The organism is Streptomyces sparsogenes, from assembly GCF_001704635.1.
GTDB lineage: Bacteria > Actinomycetota > Actinomycetes > Streptomycetales > Streptomycetaceae > Streptomyces > Streptomyces sparsogenes.
Map to the genome: position 1 here is coordinate 1 of NZ_MAXF01000190.1, position 18,128 is coordinate 18,128.

The window sequence follows — 18,128 nt, forward strand, 5'->3', positions numbered from 1 at the left end:
GGGAGGGTATCGGCTCGGTTTTTATGGTCTTCATGGCAGGACAAGGAAGGTAACAGAACGGAACAACGAAAGGGAGTGTTGAACGGCCCGGCGCCGCGCTGCGCGAACGCCCAGCTCAAGGGCCTGATCACGGCCGACCCTGTCACCCACGACGAAAGGAATGTATAAATGCGGACATGAGCAGACATGCCGCGACGGCCCGGAGCCGTCACCGGCCGCGGCCCCTGCCCGGAGCCTCCATACCGTCGCGCGGACGGAGGGGGCCGCTGCGGAGTGTGCGCAGCGTCGCCGGTCAGGTGTTCGCCCTGCAGCTTCTGTTGATCTTGGTGTTGGTGGCCGCGGCGGTGGCGATCCTGGCGCTCCAGGCGCGGAGCCAGAGCATCACGGACGCCCGGCGGCGATCCCTGGCGGTGGCCGAGACGTTCGCCCGGTCCCCCGGCGTGTCCGAGGCCATGACCACCCACGACCCGACCGCGCTGCTCCAGTCCCCCACCGAGGCGGCGCGGAAGGGCTCCGGTGTCGACAGCGTCGTGGTGTTCAACACCCACGGGATCCGTCTCACCCATCCCGACACGGGGCTGATCGGCAAGCGGATCATCGGGCCCGCCTGGGTGGTCCGCAGGGAGCTGGCCGGAGAGACGATCACCCGGATCTTCCGGGCGAGCCAGGGCCCCTCCGTGGTTTCCGCCGTCCCCATCACCAAGCCCGACGGCAGCCTGGCCGGCGGGGTGTCGGTCGGGGTCAAGGTCGAGAGCGTGAACGGCGTGGTGAAGGGCCGGCTGCCGGCGCTGCTCGGTGCCGCCACCGGAGCGCTGACCCTGTCCGCGGGCGGGACGGCGCTGGTGAGCGGGCGGCTGCGGCGGCAGACCCGCGGCCTGGGGCCGGCGGAGATGACGCGGATGTACGAGCACCACGACGCGGTGTTGCACTCGGTCCGCGAAGGAGTGCTGGTGCTGGCGGCGGACGGGCGGCTGCTGCTGGCCAACCAGGAGGCCCGGGAGCTGCTGGGACTCGCTCCGGACGCCGAGGGGCGCCACATCGGCGAGCTCGGCATCGAGCCGCGCCTGGCGGAGCTGCTGGCGTCGGGGCGCCCCGCCACGGACGAGGTGTACCCGTCCGGAAACCGGCTCCTGGCGGTCAACGTCCGGTCCACGGACCGTGCGGGCGGCCCCGCCGGGAGCGCGGCGACGCTGCGGGACACCACCGAGCTGCGGCTGCTGTCCGGCCGGGCGGAGGCGGCCCGCGAGCGCCTCGAGCTGCTGTACGACGCCGGTGTGCGCATCGGCTCCACGCTGGAGCTGACCGGCACCACCGAAAAGCTCGTGGAGGTGGCCGTCCCCCGGTTCGCCGACGTGGTCACCGTCGAGCTGCTGGACCCGGTGCTGCGGGGCGAGGAGCCCGCGCCGCCGTACGAGGTGCTGCACCGCACGGCGGCCGGCGGGGACACCACCGGACACCCCCTCTTCCGCCCCGGCGAGCGGGCCGTCTACCCGCCCTCCGCGCCGCAGCACCAGGCCCTGCGGACCGGCCGCGCCGTCCTTCGGGCCGATCCCGGGGAGGCCGTCGGGTACGGCGACGACGGCCGGCGGCCGCTCGACCACGGGATCCATTCGCTGATCACGGTTCCGCTGCGGTTCCGCGGGGTCACCCTGGGGCTGGCCAACTTCTGGCGGACCCGGGACAGCGTGCCGTTCGAGGAAGAGGACCTGGCCATCGCCGGGGAGCTGACCGCCCGGACCGCCGTCTGCGTGGACAACGCCCGTCGCTACGCCCGCGAACACGCCATGGTCAGCACCCTGCGGCGCAGCCTGCTTCCGTGCACTCTGCCCGATCAGGAGGCCGTGGAGGTGGCCTCGCGCTATCTGCCCGCGCCCGGCGGGGCGAGCGGTGGCTGGTTCGACGTCATCCCCCTCCCCGGCAACCGGGTCGCGCTGGCGGTCGGGCAGGTGGCCGGGCAGGGCCTGCACGCGGCGGCCACGATGGGCCGGCTGCGCACGGCGGTGCAGAACTTCTCGGCCCTGGACCTGCCCCCCGACGAGGTCCTCTCCCTCCTGGACGAGCTGGTCACCCGCCTCGACCTGGAACACGACGCGGGCGCCGACGCGGACACGGACACAGGCACAGACGCAGGCACAGGCACAGACGGCGATGGCGTCCGGATCGCCGGAGCCACGTGCCTGTACGGGATCTACGACGCGGTGTGCGGCCGTTTCACCGTGGCCCGGGCCGGCCACCCCGGCCCCGTGCTGGTGGGCCCGGACGGCGCCGTGGACACCCCGGCGGTGCCGGTCTCCCGGCCCCTGGGGCGGGGTGGGGAGCCCTTCGAGGCGGTCGAGCTCTCGCCGCCCGCGGGCAGCCGCCTGGTGCTGTACACCAACGGGCTGCTGGAGGACGACGACCGCGCCCTGGGCAAGGGCCTGGAGCGGCTGTGCCGCACCCTGGCCGACCGCCCGGACCTCGGCCCGGACGAGACCTGCCAGAGCCTGTTCGCCACCGTGCTCCCGGCCCGCCCGAGCGAGGACGTCGCGCTGCTGGTGGCCCGCACGCGGGTGCTCGCCCCACAGGACGTGGCCGAGTGGGACGTGCCGTTCGACGTGGCCGAGGTGGCCACCATCCGCGCCGAGTGCACCCGGCGCATCCGGGCGTGGGGCCTGGAGGAGGACGCCGACACCGCCGAGCTGATCATCAGCGAACTGATCACCAACGCGCTGCGCTACGGCGCCCCTCCGGTGCACCTGCGGCTGATGCGCGGCCGGAGCCTGGTCTGCGAGGTCTCCGACGGCAGCAGCACCTCCCCCCACCTGCGTCGGGCCCGGGCCACCGACGAGGGCGGCCGCGGGCTGTTCCTGGTCTCCCAGCTCGCCCGGCACTGGGGCACCCGCTACACCGCTGACGGCAAGGTCATCTGGGCCGAGCAGGCGATTTCGGCCGGTCAACCGGAAAACGCGTCCGGTACGGGGTCCAGGGAACGCCCTGTCTTCTCCGGGTCCGGCTGACAGAAAGACCCGGCGGAGACGACACCGGGCGTCCGGCAACGTGCTGGAGGTCGGCCAGGTCCTCGGGACCGGTCAGCAGCGACAGGGCAGGAGGGGCCCGGACCCCCGCGCCGGGCCACTCCTGCCGCCGGTCCTGCCGCCGGGTGGTTCCCTACCGCGCCACGCCGTCCCCGAAGCGCGCCTCCTTCTCCGGCGCGCCCAGCACGCGCGGGCCGAAGGACTGGGCGGCGCCGGTCGTCAGGCCCGACCTGGAGCCGCGCAGCACCCACACGGCGCCCGAGTCGGCGTGGGCGCCGTCCTCGTAGGGGGTGGCCACGGTCAGGTCGGCGCGGTGGTCGGCGTTGACATCGGAGAGGAGCACGCTCCGGCCGAAGTAGTCGCCCTCCTCGGAGCTGCCGGGCACGCCCGGGGTCGACTGGTGGAAGGCCTGCGCGCCCTTGCCGGTGAGGCCCGCCGCGCCGCCCTTGAGCAGGACGACGGCGCCCGCCTCGTGGACCGAGCCGATGTCCTCGCCGGGCACGCCCACGGCGATGTCGGGGTAGCCGTCGCCGGTGACGTCGCCGGCGGCCAGGGAGTAGCCGAACAGATCGCCGGGGTGCTGGTCGTGGTCGCCCTCCTCGCTCGCTCCGGGGACGCCCGGCGTGTCCTGGGTGATCTTCGTGGTGCGGGTGGAGGGGCCGGATGCCGAGCCGTAGACGACGCGGACGGCGCCGGCGACCCAGTCGCCGTCCTCCGACATCTGGTTGCCCTGCTGGGCGACCAGGTCGCCGTAGCCGTCCTTGTTCACATCGGCGACGACCCCGCCGGTCGTGTAGTGGCCGGTGGTCTTGGAGGTGCTGCTGACGCCGTCCTTCCCACCGGCCCAGAAGCGGGACTTGCCCTGCACGTCGTCGAAGCTGTGGCTGGTGACGAGGTCGTCGGCGCCGTCGCCCGTCATGTCGCCCACCGCGACGGCCTTGGGGTGGTCACCGTCCTTGAACGGCAGGACCTGGGTGGAGGAAGGGATTCCGGCGCGGGAGAAGGGGCCGTAACGCACGTCGAGGCCCTGGTCGCCGGCGGTCACGAGGTCGGCGTGGCCGTCGCCGTTGAGGTCGCCCGCCGCCAGCGAGTCGGCGGGCCCGGGGAGCGCGGTGCCGGTCCGCAGGCCCTTCGCGGAGCCCCAGAGCACCGCCGGGGCGGTGAAGTCGCCCACGACGAGGTCGGTGTAGCCGTCGCCGTCCAGGTCGCGGGCGGCCGTGGTGCGGCCGAAGGCGCCGTACGGCTCGACGTCCCCCGGGACGCCCTCGGTGGCCCGCGTGATCAGACGCGGGTGCGCGGTGTCGACGCCGGCCGCGGAGCCGTACAGCACCGAGACATAGCCCGCCTCCGCGGCGCCCGACACCGTGCCGCCGGGGGCGGAGACGGCGAGGTCCGCGTAGCCGTCACCGTTGAAGTCGACGACGGGCTGGGCCTTCGTGGCGGCGGCCGCGGGGGTGGCGAGCGGGCCGGACACCGCCAGGGTGGCGGTCAGCAGCGCGGCCACGGCGGCGATCGGGGCGCCGTCCACGCCCTTGGGGCGGGGGGTGGGGGCATCGGCCCGGTGGTGGAGGGGACGGTGCATCGATGTCTTCTCCCGTACGTCGGTTCGCCCGGCAGCCATGGCACGTCTGTGCACCGGCGGTTGGGCCTGGGTACGCCATTCGTTCACCTTGACCATCGAGCCCGGGAAAGGGTTGTGGTGCGGTGGGGCGGGACCGGATTTCGGGCCGTCCGGGTCAGCGCGCGCCGAACTCGCGGAGGACGCGGTTCAGATCGGCCGGATCGGCCGCGAGGCGCACCGGCCGCCCCGCGTCGTCGAGTTCGGCTATGTGCCAGCTCCTGGGGACGGTGTCGCCGTCGCTGCCCCGGGCCCGCCGCACGTCCTTGACGGTGAGCCGCTCGACCGGGATCCGCCTGGCGGCGAACCGGCCCGGGCCGGGGTGGGGGGTCACCGCGGGCGGGCCGTCTCCGAGGACGATGTGGGTGCCGAAGCCGTGCGGGTTGTAGTCGGTGTCCTCCAGGAAGCGGGCGGACACGAACACCTCCTGGCCTTCCCCGTCGGCCCCGCCGGCCGTTTCCGCCGCCCCGGGCGCCGCGTCCGTACCCTTGGGCATACGGATCCGGGTGGCGCGCCAGGCCCAGGCCAGCAGGCCCAGGGTGGTCAGCGAGCCCGCGGCCGCCCAGGTGACCGTCCGGGGGGAGCCGAGCAGGGACGTGGGGTGCAGATAGCACAGCGGCAGCAGCCACAGGGCGGTGCCGACGAGCGCGCCCACGAACGGAAGGGCCGAGGGCAGCACGTCGTCATCGGGCAGCCGGCGGGCCCGCAGTCGCAGCACCACGAGCGCCCCGGGGTAGCCCGCGGCGAGGGCGAGCACGGCGGCCACCACGGCCAGCTCCCCGGGGCCGCTGACGTGCTCGCGCCACACGAAGCGCTCGCCGGCGACCTGGCGCACCTCGCCGCGCCAGACGGTCAGTTCGACCCGGTCGCCGGTCCGGAATTCCTGGGCGGCCTCCTGGTTGACGGCGAGTCGCTCCAGCGGCCGGCCATCGGTGAAGTACAGCCTGCCGCCCCGCTTGGGGCCCCTGTCCTCGGTCCGCGCGATCACGGCCGGCAGGGTGGTCAGGCACTCGCGGCGCTCCGCGGCGGCCGTCCCGGCGGCGCACGGGCGGGCCGACTTCCACGCCTGTTGGTCGGAGGCGGCACCGGGCACGAACCACGCGGCCACCCCCGCGCCCGCGAGCAGCAGCGCGCACACGCTCAGCGCCCCGGCCCGGCCGGCCCCGGCGGTGCGGTACGAGACCACCGGCAGGTGGCTGGACTCGGGGTCCCCGTAACGGCGGTGCAGCGCGCGGAGCGCGTCCAGTGTGGCGTCGAATTCCGGGTCCTCGGACGACCAGCTCCGCGGCAGGGGCAGCAGCCGCTTGTGGCCGTCGCGCAGCACCAGGATGACGCGACGGGTGTTCTGGATCCGGGAGTTGTTCGCATGTCTCAGGCGTACGCGCAGGTCGGCGACGTCAGGCCAGGACACGCTCCGGCGGCGCCACCACGTCCGCCAGTGGATGCCCCGCGCGTCGGCGTCGGTCCGGAGCGTGGCCTGGTGCAGCGCCGCGACGCCGCCCAGGGCGAGCAGCAGGCCGATGCCCAGCCACACGTCCACGAGCCGTCCCCGGTACGCCAGGCGCGCCCCGGCCAAGGCCGCCCCGGCCACCCCGAGTCCGACGGAGAACCACAGGGTGCGCTTCCAGAGGGGACGACAGGTCACTTCCCGGGCATTGGTCATGCACCGAATCCTGCCACCGGCCGGGCCGCTCCGGCCCGGTGGTGTCCCGGGAGAAGTCCGGACCCGCGCGCGGGCGTTGGGGCCGCGGCCCGGGGCGGGGGCGGCCGGCCCGGCCCGCGGCGGCGCTCGCCGGCCGCTCTTGCGCAGGTCAGGAACGCTTGTCACAGTGACCGGACACGTCAGGAGGCTCCGTGAGCGAGAACCACCGAACGGATCGGCTGCCGCGCGCCAACGACGGGGAAACGCGGGCGGTCGGCCGTCCGCTCACCGTGGCCGACGTCCTGGCGCTGCCCGTCGTGGCGGCCGGACAGCCGCGGGTGGTCACCGGCGAGGACCGCCTCGACCGGCCGGTCCGCTGGGTGCACATCACCGAGCTGACGGACCCCGCCTCGTTCCTCAAGGGCGGCGAGCTGGTGCTGACCACCGGCGTGCCGCTGCCGGCGGAACCCGCCGGGGTGCGCCGGTATGTGGCCGAGCTCGCCGATGTCGGGGCGGCCGCGCTGGTGATCGAGCTGGTCCGGCGGTACCACCGCCCGCCCGAGGCGCTCATCCGCGCCTGCCGGTCCCGGGGGCTGCCACTCGTCACCCTGTCCCGGGACGTCAACTTCCTGGAGGTCACCCAGGTCGTCCATACCCTGATCCTCGGCGAGCAGATGGAGGCGATGCGCCGCACCCAGCGGATCCACGAGACCTGCACCGCCCTGACGCTGCGGGGGGCCGCCCCGGAGGACGTGGTGCGCGCCGCGGCGGAGATGAGCGGCCACACGGTGGTGCTGGAGAACCTGGTGCACCAGGCGATGATCTGCGAACCCGCCGACCGGGGGGTGGAGATCGCCCTCGCCGACTGGGAACGGCGCTCCCGGGCCACCCCCTCCGGCGAGCACACCGGCGTGGCGGGGCCGGAGGGCTGGCTCGTGACACCCGTGGAGTACCAGGGCGAGCGGTGGGGACGCGTGGTGATGCTGCCCGGCCCTCCCCCGGCCCCGGGCGGAAGGACACCGGACCACGCGCCGGCGTTCGGCTCCGAGGACGTGACCGTCCTGGAGCGGGTGGCGATGGCCCTGACCATCGCCCGTCTCATCCACCCGACGCACTGGGAGCGCAGGGCGCACCGCGGTGCGCTCAGGGACATCGCCGAGCAGCGCCACCGGTCCCCCGACGCGGCCCGGGCCCGCGCCGCCGCGCTCGGTCTGCCCACCGAGGACAGCCGGTTCCTCGCCCTTCTGGTGGACACCCGCGCCCGGGAGGAGACGGAGGAGCTGGAGGGCCGGATGGTCCACGAGCTGCGGATGGCGGCCGTACCGGCCCTCGTGGGCGAGCTGTTCCCGGGGCGCCTCGGCGCGCTGCTCTCCCTGCGCCCCTCGCAGCCCTGGCGGCCCCCGGTCGAGCGGCTGAGCCGCACCGCGCTCACCCTGGACCAGCGTGCGGTCGTGAGCGTCGGCGCCGAGGTCACCGATCTGCGCCACATCTCCCGCTCCTTCCGCGAGGCGACCCGCGTGGCGGAGGCGGCTCTGCCCGGGTCCCCGGGCAAGTCCTTCCACGAGCTGTCCGACATCGGCCTGCGGCAGTTGCTGCACGCGCTGCGCGAGGACGTACGGGTCCAGAGCTATGTGGAGCGGCAGCTCGGCCCGCTGGTGGAGCACGACACCCGGCACGGCACGGACCTGCTGCCGACCCTCCGCCACTACCTGGACGCCGCGGGCAACAAGACGACCGCGGCCCGCCGCGGCGACCTGTCGCGGCAGACGCTCTACCAGCGTCTGCACACCATCGAGCGGCTGCTCGGCTGCGATCTGGAGTCCGGCGAGCGACGGGCCGAACTGCACGTGGCGCTCATGGCCCTCGACGTGGCGCGGCTGGGCTGACGGGCGGTGGCGGAGCGCCCCGGCCCCGCGTACCGGCCCGCGGCCCGGCCGGCCCGCGGGGTCAGCGTCCCGCCGGTACCGGTGTGACGAGCGTGCCCTCGGTCATGAACCGGTGCAGGTTGCGGAAGGCGAGTTCGCCCATGGCCTCACGTGTCTCGTGCGTGGCGCTGGCGATGTGCGGGAGCAGGACGACCGTGTCCAGGTCGAGCAGCGCCTCGGGGACGTGGGGTTCGTCCGCGAAGACGTCCAGCGCCGCGCCCGCTATCCGGCCGTCGGCCAGGGCCTTCACCAGAGCCGGCTCGTCGATGACGCTGCCGCGTGAGACGTTGACCAGGTAGCCGGCGGGGCCGAGCGCGTCGAGCACCTCCGCCGAAACGAGGCCCTGCGTGGTGCCGCCCGCGGAGACCGCCACGACCAGCACGTCGCATTCCGCGGCGAGCGCGGCGGGCGATGCCACCCGGCGGTAGGACACGTCCTCGGCGGGCGTGCGCGAGCAGTAGAGGAGTTCCGTGCCGAAGCCCTCCAGCCGGCGGGCGATGGCGCGGCCGATCCTGCCGAGCCCGAGGATGCCGACGCGTTTCCCGCTCACCTTGGCGGAGAGGGGGAAGGCCGCCCCCTCCTGCCACGCGCCGCGGCGGACGAAGCGGTCGGCGGCCGACAGCCGGCGCATCACATCGATCAGGGCGCCGACGGCGAGGTCGGCCACGCAGTCGGTGAGCACATCGGGGGTGTTGCTGACGTCGATGCCGCGGGCGCGGGCCCGGGTGACGTCCGTGGTCTCGTAGCCGACCCCGAAGTGCACGATCGCGCGGAGCGCGGGCAGGGCGTCCATCAGGTCGTTCGACACGCCGATCCGGGCGCTGGTCACGGCGGCCACCACCTCGCCGCCGTGCTCCCGCAGATAGGCGTCGGGGTCGGGCAGTTCGGCGAGACGTACGGTGTGATGGTGCGCGGCCAGCGCGGTCTCCAGGGAGGACAGCAGCGGACAGACCTGGAGCACGGTTGAGCTGGGCATGGGAGCCACTCCCGTTCTTGTGGAATGGCCGGGAGCGTATGGCCGATTCCCATGCGTGTCCAAGGCCAAAAGGGTATCGCCCGATACCTTCTCCGTATCGCAGCGAGGCCGGGGAGGCCACCGCCACCGGCTCGCGCTCCGGCAACCGGCCCTTTCGTCAGATCTCTTGACGCCCTCGCACCTCACCCTTAGCTTCGGCGTTTACAAATGCGGACCGGGTACGCATGTATGGACGGCCATGTCGGCAGTCGCGTCTCCGGCAGCACCACTTCAGCCCTTTCGGAGATACGCCGACGATGAAGTCCTCCGTACGCTCCATCCCGCGCCCGGGAACGAGCCGGGGTCATGCGGTCCTCACCTTTCTCACCTCCGGCATCATGCTGCTGACCAGCGCCTGCGCCGTGGCGAACAGTGACACCGCCGGTGACACCGGCAGCGCGGACGGCAGCACCCTGCGGGTGGTTCTCACCCAGGAACCGCCGACCCTGGAGCCCTGCGAGTCATCGACGACCGCGACCGGTGTCGTCGTCCGCTCCAACATCACCGAACCGCTGGTTGAACGAGACCCCACCTCGGGGAATCTGGAGCCGCTGCTGGCGACCGGCTGGCGGCAGACGACGCCCAGGACATGGACCTTCGACATCCGCTCCGGCGTGACCTTCCAGAACGGGCAGCCGTTCACCGCGAAGGACGCGGCCTTCTCCATCGACCGCGCGGTGAACTCCGACCTCGCCTGCAACGTGGACGGCTATGTCTTCGGCGACGAGAAGCTCGACGTACGCGCCGTCTCCCCCACCCGGCTGACCGTCACCACCAAGGAGCCCGACCCCATCATCCCGCTGCGGATCAGCTTCATCGAGATCGTGCCGCGCACCACCGACACCAAGGCCAAGGTGCGCATACCGATCGGCACCGGCCCCTACGCCGTCAGGAGATGGCAGACCGGTGTCTCGATCTCCCTGGACCGCAACGACACGTACTGGGGCAAGGCCCCCGCCTACCCGCGCGCCACCTATGTGTGGCGCAGCGACGCCAGCGTCCGCGCCGCCATGATCAACAAGGGCGAGGCCGACATCGCCACCTCCCTGGACCCCATGGACGCCACCGGGGACAACTCCGTCGCCTACCCCAACAACGAGACCACCGCCCTGCGGCTGGACGGCCGTGAGGCGCCGCTCGACGACATCCGGGTGCGCCGGGCGATCGGCATGGCCATCGACCGCAAGGGCATCATCGACGCCCTTCTCGGCGGGCTGGCCAAGCCCGCCGCGCAACTCGTCCCGCCCGGCGTGGTGGGCCACAACGACGACCTGGTGCCCCCCTCGTACGACGTGGCCGCGGCCCGCGAGCTGGTCCGGCAGGCGGCCGCCGACGGAGTCCCCGTCACCCGGCGGATCACCCTCGTCGCGCGCAACGGCCAGTTCGCCGGCATCGCCGAGACGGCCGAGGCCCTGCAGTACGAGATGGCGCGGATCGGGCTGAACGTAAGGATTCGCATGGCGGACACGGCCACCAGTCTCCAGTACCAGCTGCGCCCGCTGCCCCGCGGCGTCGGGCCGATCGCCATGCTGGTCATGCACGGCAACCAGGCCGGCGACGCGGCCTTCACCACCAGTCAGTACCTGCTGAGCGAGGGCCCCCAGTCCACCTTCGGCACCCGCGAGCTGGACCGGCGCGTCGCCGCGGCCGGCGAGCTGTCCGGGAAGGCCCGCCAGAAGGCCTTCGCCGAACTGCTCGACTACCAGAACAGGACGGTCGCGCAGTACGCCTACCTCGCCCATATGCGGGGACTGCTCGGCCTGTCCCCGTCGGTGCGGTACCGGCCGAACTCCGCCACCGGAGACGAGATGCGGCTGGCCGAGGTCAGCCCCGTGAAGGCGGGACGGCACTGACATGACGACCTTCCTGCGCAAGCGCATCATCTCCAGCGCCGTCCCCCTGGTGTTCGTGGTGCTGGGGGTGTTCTGCCTGGCACGCCTGACCGGCAACCCGGTCGACCTCTACCTGCCGCTGAGCGCCACCCCCGGGCAGCGCGCGGAGTTCTCCGCCGCCCACGGCTTCGACGACTCCATTCCGGTGCAGCTGTGGCACTACCTCACCCAGGCCGCGCAGCTGGACTTCGGCACCTCGCTGCGCACCGGGCAGTCGGCCACGACGATGGTGCTCGACGCGTTTCCCGTCACCCTCCAGCTCGCCGGCATGACGATGCTCCTGGCGATCCTCGGCGCCCTGCTGGTGGGCAGCCTGGCCGCCCACCGGCCCAACTCGCTCATCGACCGGATCGCCGGTCTGCTGTCGATGACCGCGGCCAGCATCCCCGACTTCTGGTTCGCCATCATGGGGGTGCTCGTCTTCGGGGTGGGCCTGGACCTGCTGCCCACCTCGGGCACCCTGGGCGGACCCGAGATCTGGGTGCTGCCCATCGCCACCCTGCTGATCCGGCCCTTCGGCGTGCTCGTCCAGGTGGTCCGCGGCAGCATGGTCGGCGCGCTGTCCGCGCCGTACGTCAAGGTGGCCCGCAGCAAGGGGGCCGGCGCCGGGCGGGTGGTGTTCGGGCACGCCCTGCGCAACTCCGTCACCCCCGTGCTGACCGTGGCCGGGGACCTCACCGTCGGCCTGGTCAACGGCGCGGTGATCGTGGAGACGATCTTCGGGTGGCCCGGCATCGGCAAGCTCATGATCGACTCGATTCTCCAGCGCGACTTCGCCGCGCTCCAGGCCGCGGTTCTGATCACCGCGGTGACGATCTTCGCGCTGAACATCCTCGTCGACGTCTGCCAGGCGCTGATCGACCCCCGAGTGCGCCAGGCGGTGCCGGCATGAGCGAAGGAGCCACGATGACCGACCCCACCCCCCGCCCCGACGCCGAGACCTACGCCGACGCCGACGCCGACGCCGGCACCGGCACCGGCACCGAGAACTGCCCCCCGAGTGCCCGGCCGCCCCGCTGGTGGCGGCTGCTCGGCAGGGACCGGGGGGCGGCCGTCGCCGCCGTCGTCCTCGCGCTGGTGTTCCTCGTCGCCCTGTTCGGCCGGCTGTTCATCGGCGACCGGGCCATCCGGCAGGACCTCGGCGCCTCGCTGCGCCCGCCCTCCCTCGACCACGGCTTCTACGGGCTGCTCGGCACGGACGTGCTGGGCCGCAGCGTGCTGGCCCGGCTGGTCGAGGCCGCCGGGACGACGCTGTACGTCGCGGTGCCCGCGGTGCTGTGCTCGCTGGTGATCGGCTCCGCGCTGGGCATGTGGGCCGGCTACCACGGGGGGTGGCGGGAGAACGTCGCGATGCGCGTCGCGGACGTCATCCTCAGCTTCCCCTCCCTGCTGATCGCGGTGGTGGTGCTGTACGTGTTCGCGCCCAGCGCGCTGAACATCGTGCTGATCCTCGCCATCGCGCGCGTCCCCGTCTATCTGCGCACCGCCCGCGCGGAGTCGGCCGAGCTCAGAAGCCGCCTGTTCGTGGACGCGGCCCGGACCTTCGGCACCCCGAGCCGGAACATCATCCACCGGCACATCCTGCCGATCGCGCTGCCCACCCTGCTGACCGTGGCCACGCTCGACTTCTGCTTCGTCATGCTGACCGAGTCCTCGCTGAGTTTCCTCGGCATCGGGATCCAGCCCCCGGACGTCAGCTGGGGCCTGATGGTGGCCCAGGGCCGCCAGTACCTGCAGACCGCCTGGTGGATCGCCGTGCTGCCGGGGATCGCCATCGTGCTCACCACGGTGTCGGCCACGGTGCTCGCCGCCTGGGTGCGGCTGGCCACCGACCCCGGCCAGCGCTGGCGCCTGACGCTGCCCAAGAAGCGACGCGGCGCCCGAGCCGCCGTTCCCCCGGAGATGATCGCGTGAAGCCGTCAACCCTGCCCGCGCCCGCCGCGGACCGTCCCGTCGCGCTCGACGTCGAGGGGCTCAGCGTCGATCTGCGCACCCCCTCCGGCACGGTCCGTGCCGTGGACGGTGTCGGTTTCAGCGTGCGCAAGGGGCGCACCCTGGCCCTGCTGGGCGAGTCCGGCTGCGGCAAGTCGATGACCGCGCTGTCGATCGCCGGGCTGCTCGACCCGGTGGCCGAGGTGACGGGCGGATCCGTGCGGGTCTGTGGCACCGATGTCCTGCGGCTGGACGGAGCGGGCCGCAGAAAGCTCGCCGGCCCCGTGCTGTCGATCGTCTTCCAGGACGCGCTGACCGCGCTCAACCCCGTGCAGCCGGTCGGCAGGCAACTCGCCGAGCCGTTCCGCATCCACCGCGGGATGTCCCGGCGCGACTCCGCGGAGAAGGCGGTCGAGCTGATGACCCGCGTCGGCATCCCCGAGCCGCGGCTGCGCGCCCGCTCGTACCCGCACCAGTTCTCCGGGGGGATGCGCCAGCGCCTGCTGATCGCGATGGCCGTCGCCCTCGACCCCGATGTACTGATCGCCGACGAGCCCACGACCGCGCTCGACGTCACCGTGCAGGCCCAGATCATGCGGCTGCTGCGGGAGTTGCAGACCGAGCGGGACATGGCGCTCGTCCTGATCACCCACGACCTGGCGGTGGTCGCCCAGCGCGCCGACGACGTGGTGGTGATGTACGCCGGCAACGTGGTGGAGACCGGCCCGGTGGACGAGGTCTTCTCCCGCCCCCGCCATCCGTACACCAAGGGGCTGCTCGACTCCGTCCCCGAACACGCCGTCCGGGGCCGGCCGCTGCCCGCCGTACCGGGGAGCCCGCCCGAGCTGAGCGCGGTGCCCTCCGGCTGCGTCTTCCAGGCCAGGTGTCCCCTGGTCAGGGAGCGCTGCGCCCAGGAACGTCCTCGCCCGGTGTCCGTCAGCGCCTCCCGCTCGGCCGCCTGCCACTTCTCCGAGGAGCTCGACCATGTCTGACACCGCCCTCACCGGGACCACCGCACCCGACCCGCGGGGCCCCGGTGCGGCCGGCTCCCCGCCGCTGCTCGAAGTCAGGGGCGTCACCAAGGCGTTCGGCCACGGGCGCCGGCGCCTGACCGCGCTGGACGGGGTCGACGTACGGCTGATGCGCGGCGAGACCCTCGGCCTGGTGGGCGAGTCCGGCTGCGGCAAGTCGACCCTGGCCCGGGTGGTGCTCGGGCTCGAGCGGCCGGACTCGGGGACGGTCCGCTTCGACGGCACCGATCCGTTCGCCCTCGAGGGCAAGGAGCTGCTGGCCTGGCGGCGCCGGGTGCAGATGGTGTTCCAGGACCCGTTCGCCTCGCTCAACGCCCGGATGTCCGCGGCCGACCTCATCAGTGAGCCATGGCGCACCCACCGCGACATCGTGCCCACGGCGAAGGACCGGGAGCGGCGGGTGCGTGAGCTGCTGTCGCTGGTGGGGCTGCGGGAGAGCGACGCCCACCGCTATCCGGGCGAGTTCTCCGGCGGGCAGCGGCAGCGCATCGGCATCGCCCGCGCCCTGGCGCTCGACCCCGACCTCATCGTGTGCGACGAGCCGGTGTCCGCGCTGGACCTGTCGGTGCAGGCCCAGGTGCTCAACGTGCTCTCCGAACTGCGCGAGAGGCTCGGCGTCTCGTACGTCTTCATCTCCCACGACCTGTCCGTGGTCAGGCACGTCTCCGACCGGGTGACGGTGATGTACCTCGGCAAGGTCATCGAACACGGCCGCACCGAGGACGTCTTCGACCGGCCGCTGCACCCGTACACCGCCGCCCTCATGTCGGCCGCGCCCACACTGGACGTGTCCGGGCAGGCGCTCGGGGAGGAGATCCCGCTGCGCGGGGAGATCCCCTCCCCGTACGCCATCCCCTCGGGCTGCCGGTTCCGTACCCGCTGCTGGAAGAGCGAGGCCCGGTGCGCCGAGACCGCTCCCCCCGCCGTCACCCGCGAGGGCGCGGCGGACACCGGGGCGGACACCGGGGACCGGCAGCACGCGGCCCTGTGCCACTTCCCGCTGCTCGCCGGGGAGAGGGGAGCATGAGCCCGCCGGAGTTCGCCCTGCTGTTCACCACCGTGGCGGTGGGGGCGCTGTTCCAGGTCTCCATCGGCTTCGGACTCGGCCTGCTCGCCGCCCCGGTGATCGCGGCGCTGGACCCCTCGCTCACTCCGGTGGTGGTTCTGCTCCTGGCCACCGGGGTCACGGCCGCGGTCCTGGCGCTGGACCGCGGACACGCGGACCTGCGGGGAGCGGGGTGGGCGCTGGTCGGCCGGGTGCCGGGCGCGCTGGGCGGCGCGGCGCTGGTCGCCGTGCTGCCCGCCCGGTACCTCGCCCTCCTCGTCGCCGGGGTCGTCCTGGCCGGAGTGGCGGTGAGCCTGCGCGGCTTCGTGCCGAGGCCGGGGCGCGGGTCCGTGCTGCTGGCCGGCCTGGTGTCGGGGGTGATGGGCACGGCAACCTCCATCGGAGGGCCGCCGATGGCCATGGTCTGGCAACGCCTGAGCGGGCCGGCGCTGCGTTCCACGATGAGCGGGTTCTTCCTGGCCGGGTCCCTGATGAGCCTGGCCGCCCTGGCGGCGACCGGCTCCGTCCACCCGGACAGCCTGCGGTACACCGCCCTGCTGGCGCCGGCGGCGGCGATCGGAGTGCTGCTCGCCCGCCCGCTGTCGAGCAGACTGGACACGCGGCGCACCAGGGCCGTCGCCATGGTGCTCGCGGTGGCGAGCGCCACGGTGCTGGTGGTCCAGCAGTTCCTCTGAGCCGGTCGCTGAGCCGTCCGCTCTGTGCCGTCCGTCGGGGGCCTTTCGGTGGCCGTCGTCTTGGGGCGGCCGTCAGGCCCCCCGCGGCGGCCCACTGGTCCCCCGTACCACCAGCTTCGGCTCCAGCACCGCTTCGCGCGGGTCCAGTTTCTCGTTCTCCAGCCGTTCCACGGCGAAGCGTACCGCGTACTCCGCCATGAGCACCGCGTCCTGACGGACCGTGGTCAGGCCGATCGGCATCAGGTGGGAGAGGTGGCTGTCGTCGTAGCCGACGACGGAGATGTCGCGCGGAACCTCCACCCCGGCCCTCGTCAGGGCCATCAGCAGGCCCATCGCACAGCGGTCGTTGCCCGCGAGGACGGCCGTCGGCAGGGGCCGCCCGCGCTCGCGCTCCGCGAGCAGCAGGTCGCCCGTCTCGATGCCCGACGCCTCGGTGTGGTCACCGGGGACGACCCTCAGCTCGGACTCGAGACCGTGCCGGCGCATCGCCGCCCGGTAGGCGCGCCGCCGCTCGGCCGAGCCGGGGCCCCGTCCGCCGTCGATGTGGACGATGTGGCGGTGACCCAGTTCGACCAGGTGGTCCATGGCCTGCCGGATGCCCTTGCCCTCGGCCGTGTGCACGCTGTCGATCCGGGCGAGGGGCACCCGTCGGCCCACCGAGACGGTGACCGTGCGCTGCCCCAGCGCGTCGAGTTCGGCCGGGGCCGCGTCGGGGCCGAGCAGGATCGCCGCCTCGCAGCGGTGGCTGAGCAGCGCCTCGACCGCCTTCGTCTCGCCCCGGCCCTCGGCGGTCGCGGACAGCAGCACGTCGTAGCCCAGCCGCTCGGCCTCGGGGTAGATGCCTTCGACGAGGTCCGCGTGGAAGGGCTGGTGCACGGTGAACATCACGCCGAGCGTGCGACTGCGGCCCCGGGCCAGCAGCCGGGCCGCGCTGTCGGGGCGGTAGCCGATCTCGTCGGCGACCTTCAGCACCCGCTCCCGGGTCTCCTGGCTCGCGCCCGGCTGATGGCGGAAGACGATCGAGACAAGGGCCCGGGACACCCCCGCTTTCTCGGCGACATCGGCCATCGTGGGCCGCTGCTTGCCCGGCACATCCACCTGTGAACCACCCTCCGACGCCGCCCACGGTACGGGCCCCGTGCAATCTCCCGGCAACAACCTATTGACATGACATTTGGACTGGGGCCATCGTACTCCCACTAGAGCGCGCTAGTAGAGCGCGCCAGTCACCTTCTGCCCCACCAACTCCCCCTGTCGACTCTTGTGACCCGTCTTCTGTGACCCCGTCTTCTGTGACCTCGACTTCTGTGACCCGACTTCTGTGACCTCCGGAAGGGAAACCGCGTGATGCCGCTCGAAGTGCTGACCATGGGCCGTGTGGGAGTGGACGTGTATCCGCTCCAGACCGGCGTGGGGCTTGCGGAGGTCACCTCGTTCGGCAAGTACCTGGGCGGCAGCCCGACCAACGTGGCCGTGGCCGCCGCCCGGTACGGACACTCCTCGGCCGTCATCACCAAGACCGGCCGGGACCCGTTCGGGGACTTCGTCCGCACCGCCCTCGACGGCTACGGCGTCGGGACCCGCTTCGTCGGCACCTCCGACATCGCGCCCACCCCCGTGACCTTCTGCGAGATCTTCCCGCCGGACGACTTCCCGCTCTACTTCTACCGCCTCCCCAAGGCCCCGGACCTGGACATCCGGCCCGAGGAGCTGGACCTGGGGGCGGTCCGCGACGCGCGGATCTTCTGGATGACCGGCACCGGGTTGAGCGAGGAGCCGAGCCGCTCGGCCACCCTGGCCGCCCTGGAACACCGGGCCAAGGCGGGGGCGACGGTGTTCGACCTCGACTGGCGCCCGATGTTCTGGCCCTGTGACGGGTCCGAGGCGCGCGCCCACTATGCCGAGGCGCTGCGCCACGCCACCGTGGCCGTCGGCAACCTCGACGAGTGCGAGGTGGCGACGGGTGAGCGTGAGCCGTATGCCGCCGCGAAGGCGCTGCTGGCCGCCGGGGTGGAGCTGGCCGTGGTGAAGCAGGGGCCCAAGGGTGTGCTGGCCGTTCACCGGGACGGCCCGGCCGTGGAGGTGGAGCCGGTCCCGGTGGACGTGGTCAACGGGCTGGGGGCCGGTGACGCGTTCGGCGGTGCGCTGTGCCACGGGCTGCTGTCCGGCTGGGACACCGGGCGCACGGTGGCCTTCGCCAACGCCGCCGGCGCGATCGTCGCCGGGCGGCTGGCCTGTTCCGACGCGATGCCCACCGAGGCCGAGGTCGACCACGAGCTCCGCGAGGCATCCCTCGCTGCCACTGAACGAAAGGCGTGA

Annotated in this window: 13 protein-coding genes; 9 read left to right on the forward strand and 4 right to left on the reverse strand. The window is 73.2% G+C overall.

Annotation, left to right across the window (positions count from 1 at the left end; all coding sequences use genetic code 11):
* The first annotated feature begins 266 nt into the window (after positions 1–266).
* Positions 267–2,996: a SpoIIE family protein phosphatase gene (locus tag BBH68_RS34425; RefSeq protein WP_065967755.1), complete on the forward strand. Its 2,730-nt coding sequence runs from the start codon at positions 267–269 to the stop codon at positions 2,994–2,996.
* Between the two features lie 151 nt (positions 2,997–3,147).
* On the opposite strand, the gene BBH68_RS34430 is transcribed toward BBH68_RS34425, so the two are convergent.
* On the reverse strand, positions 3,148–4,635 hold the full coding sequence (locus BBH68_RS34430; protein ID WP_249025453.1) for an FG-GAP-like repeat-containing protein: 1,488 nt from the start codon (positions 4,633–4,635) through the stop codon (positions 3,148–3,150).
* A 115-nt stretch (positions 4,636–4,750) separates the two neighbouring features.
* Complete coding sequence (locus BBH68_RS34435) at positions 4,751–6,295, reverse strand: PH domain-containing protein (protein WP_065967706.1); 1,545 nt, start codon at positions 6,293–6,295, stop codon at positions 4,751–4,753.
* 191 nt (positions 6,296–6,486) lie between these two features.
* Between BBH68_RS34435 and BBH68_RS34440 the strand changes: the two genes are divergently transcribed.
* Complete coding sequence (locus BBH68_RS34440; protein ID WP_079151392.1) at positions 6,487–8,160, forward strand: PucR family transcriptional regulator; 1,674 nt, start codon at positions 6,487–6,489, stop codon at positions 8,158–8,160.
* A 61-nt stretch (positions 8,161–8,221) separates the two neighbouring features.
* Here the strand turns inward: BBH68_RS34440 and BBH68_RS34445 are convergent, their stop codons facing one another.
* Complete coding sequence (locus BBH68_RS34445) at positions 8,222–9,175, reverse strand: 2-hydroxyacid dehydrogenase (protein ID WP_065967707.1); 954 nt, start codon at positions 9,173–9,175, stop codon at positions 8,222–8,224.
* Between the two features lie 296 nt (positions 9,176–9,471).
* Here BBH68_RS34445 and BBH68_RS34450 point away from each other — a divergent pair, with 296 nt between their 5' ends.
* From BBH68_RS34450 to BBH68_RS34475, 6 genes are read left to right on the forward strand one after another with little or no spacing between them, the layout of a single operon-like run.
* Positions 9,472–11,067 (forward strand): ABC transporter substrate-binding protein, encoded by a 1,596-nt coding sequence (locus BBH68_RS34450; RefSeq protein WP_065967708.1) that lies wholly within the window; start codon positions 9,472–9,474, stop codon positions 11,065–11,067.
* Position 11,068: 1 nt separating this feature from the next.
* On the forward strand, positions 11,069–11,998 hold the full coding sequence (locus BBH68_RS34455) for an ABC transporter permease (RefSeq protein ID WP_065967709.1): 930 nt from the start codon (positions 11,069–11,071) through the stop codon (positions 11,996–11,998).
* Between the two features lie 14 nt (positions 11,999–12,012).
* Positions 12,013–13,020: an ABC transporter permease gene (locus BBH68_RS34460; RefSeq protein ID WP_245738445.1), complete on the forward strand. Its 1,008-nt coding sequence runs from the start codon at positions 12,013–12,015 to the stop codon at positions 13,018–13,020.
* Positions 13,017–14,030 (forward strand): ABC transporter ATP-binding protein, encoded by a 1,014-nt coding sequence (locus BBH68_RS34465; protein WP_065967710.1) that lies wholly within the window; start codon positions 13,017–13,019, stop codon positions 14,028–14,030. Before BBH68_RS34460 ends, BBH68_RS34465 begins: the two co-directional genes overlap by 4 nt.
* The gene (locus tag BBH68_RS34470; RefSeq protein ID WP_065967711.1) at positions 14,023–15,096 is read left to right on the forward strand and encodes an ABC transporter ATP-binding protein; all 1,074 of its coding nucleotides are present in this window, start codon (positions 14,023–14,025) and stop codon (positions 15,094–15,096) included. The genes BBH68_RS34465 and BBH68_RS34470 overlap by 8 nt, the downstream gene beginning before the upstream one ends.
* Complete coding sequence (locus BBH68_RS34475; RefSeq protein WP_065967712.1) at positions 15,093–15,809, forward strand: sulfite exporter TauE/SafE family protein; 717 nt, start codon at positions 15,093–15,095, stop codon at positions 15,807–15,809. Before BBH68_RS34470 ends, BBH68_RS34475 begins: the two co-directional genes overlap by 4 nt.
* A 72-nt stretch (positions 15,810–15,881) precedes the next feature.
* Here BBH68_RS34475 and BBH68_RS34480 read toward each other — a convergent pair whose 3' ends face one another.
* Positions 15,882–16,877 carry a LacI family DNA-binding transcriptional regulator gene (locus BBH68_RS34480; protein WP_065967758.1) on the reverse strand — a complete coding sequence of 332 codons (996 nt, stop codon included), beginning with the start codon at positions 16,875–16,877 and terminating at the stop codon, positions 15,882–15,884.
* 279 nt (positions 16,878–17,156) lie between these two features.
* On the opposite strand from BBH68_RS34480, the gene iolC reads away from it, so the two are divergent.
* Positions 17,157–18,128: a 5-dehydro-2-deoxygluconokinase gene (gene iolC / locus BBH68_RS34485; RefSeq protein ID WP_065967713.1), complete on the forward strand. Its 972-nt coding sequence runs from the start codon at positions 17,157–17,159 to the stop codon at positions 18,126–18,128.

What these genes read in the sequence shown, in the direction of transcription:
- BBH68_RS34460 (WP_245738445.1), top strand. Translation starts at nt 12,013, where the DNA reads ATGACCGACCCCACCCCCCGCCCCGACGCCGAGACCTACGCCGACGCC.
- BBH68_RS34445 (WP_065967707.1), bottom strand. Translation starts at nt 9,175, where the DNA reads ATGCCCAGCTCAACCGTGCTCCAGGTCTGTCCGCTGCTGTCCTCCCTG.
- BBH68_RS34480 (WP_065967758.1), bottom strand. Translation starts at nt 16,877, where the DNA reads ATGGCCGATGTCGCCGAGAAAGCGGGGGTGTCCCGGGCCCTTGTCTCG.
- BBH68_RS34450 (WP_065967708.1), top strand. Translation starts at nt 9,472, where the DNA reads ATGAAGTCCTCCGTACGCTCCATCCCGCGCCCGGGAACGAGCCGGGGT.
- BBH68_RS34455 (WP_065967709.1), top strand. Translation starts at nt 11,069, where the DNA reads ATGACGACCTTCCTGCGCAAGCGCATCATCTCCAGCGCCGTCCCCCTG.
- BBH68_RS34475 (WP_065967712.1), top strand. Translation starts at nt 15,093, where the DNA reads ATGAGCCCGCCGGAGTTCGCCCTGCTGTTCACCACCGTGGCGGTGGGG.
- BBH68_RS34430 (WP_249025453.1), bottom strand. Translation starts at nt 4,635, where the DNA reads ATGGCTGCCGGGCGAACCGACGTACGGGAGAAGACATCGATGCACCGT.
- iolC (WP_065967713.1), top strand. Translation starts at nt 17,157, where the DNA reads ATGCCGCTCGAAGTGCTGACCATGGGCCGTGTGGGAGTGGACGTGTAT.
- BBH68_RS34435 (WP_065967706.1), bottom strand. Translation starts at nt 6,295, where the DNA reads ATGACCAATGCCCGGGAAGTGACCTGTCGTCCCCTCTGGAAGCGCACC.
- BBH68_RS34470 (WP_065967711.1), top strand. Translation starts at nt 14,023, where the DNA reads ATGTCTGACACCGCCCTCACCGGGACCACCGCACCCGACCCGCGGGGC.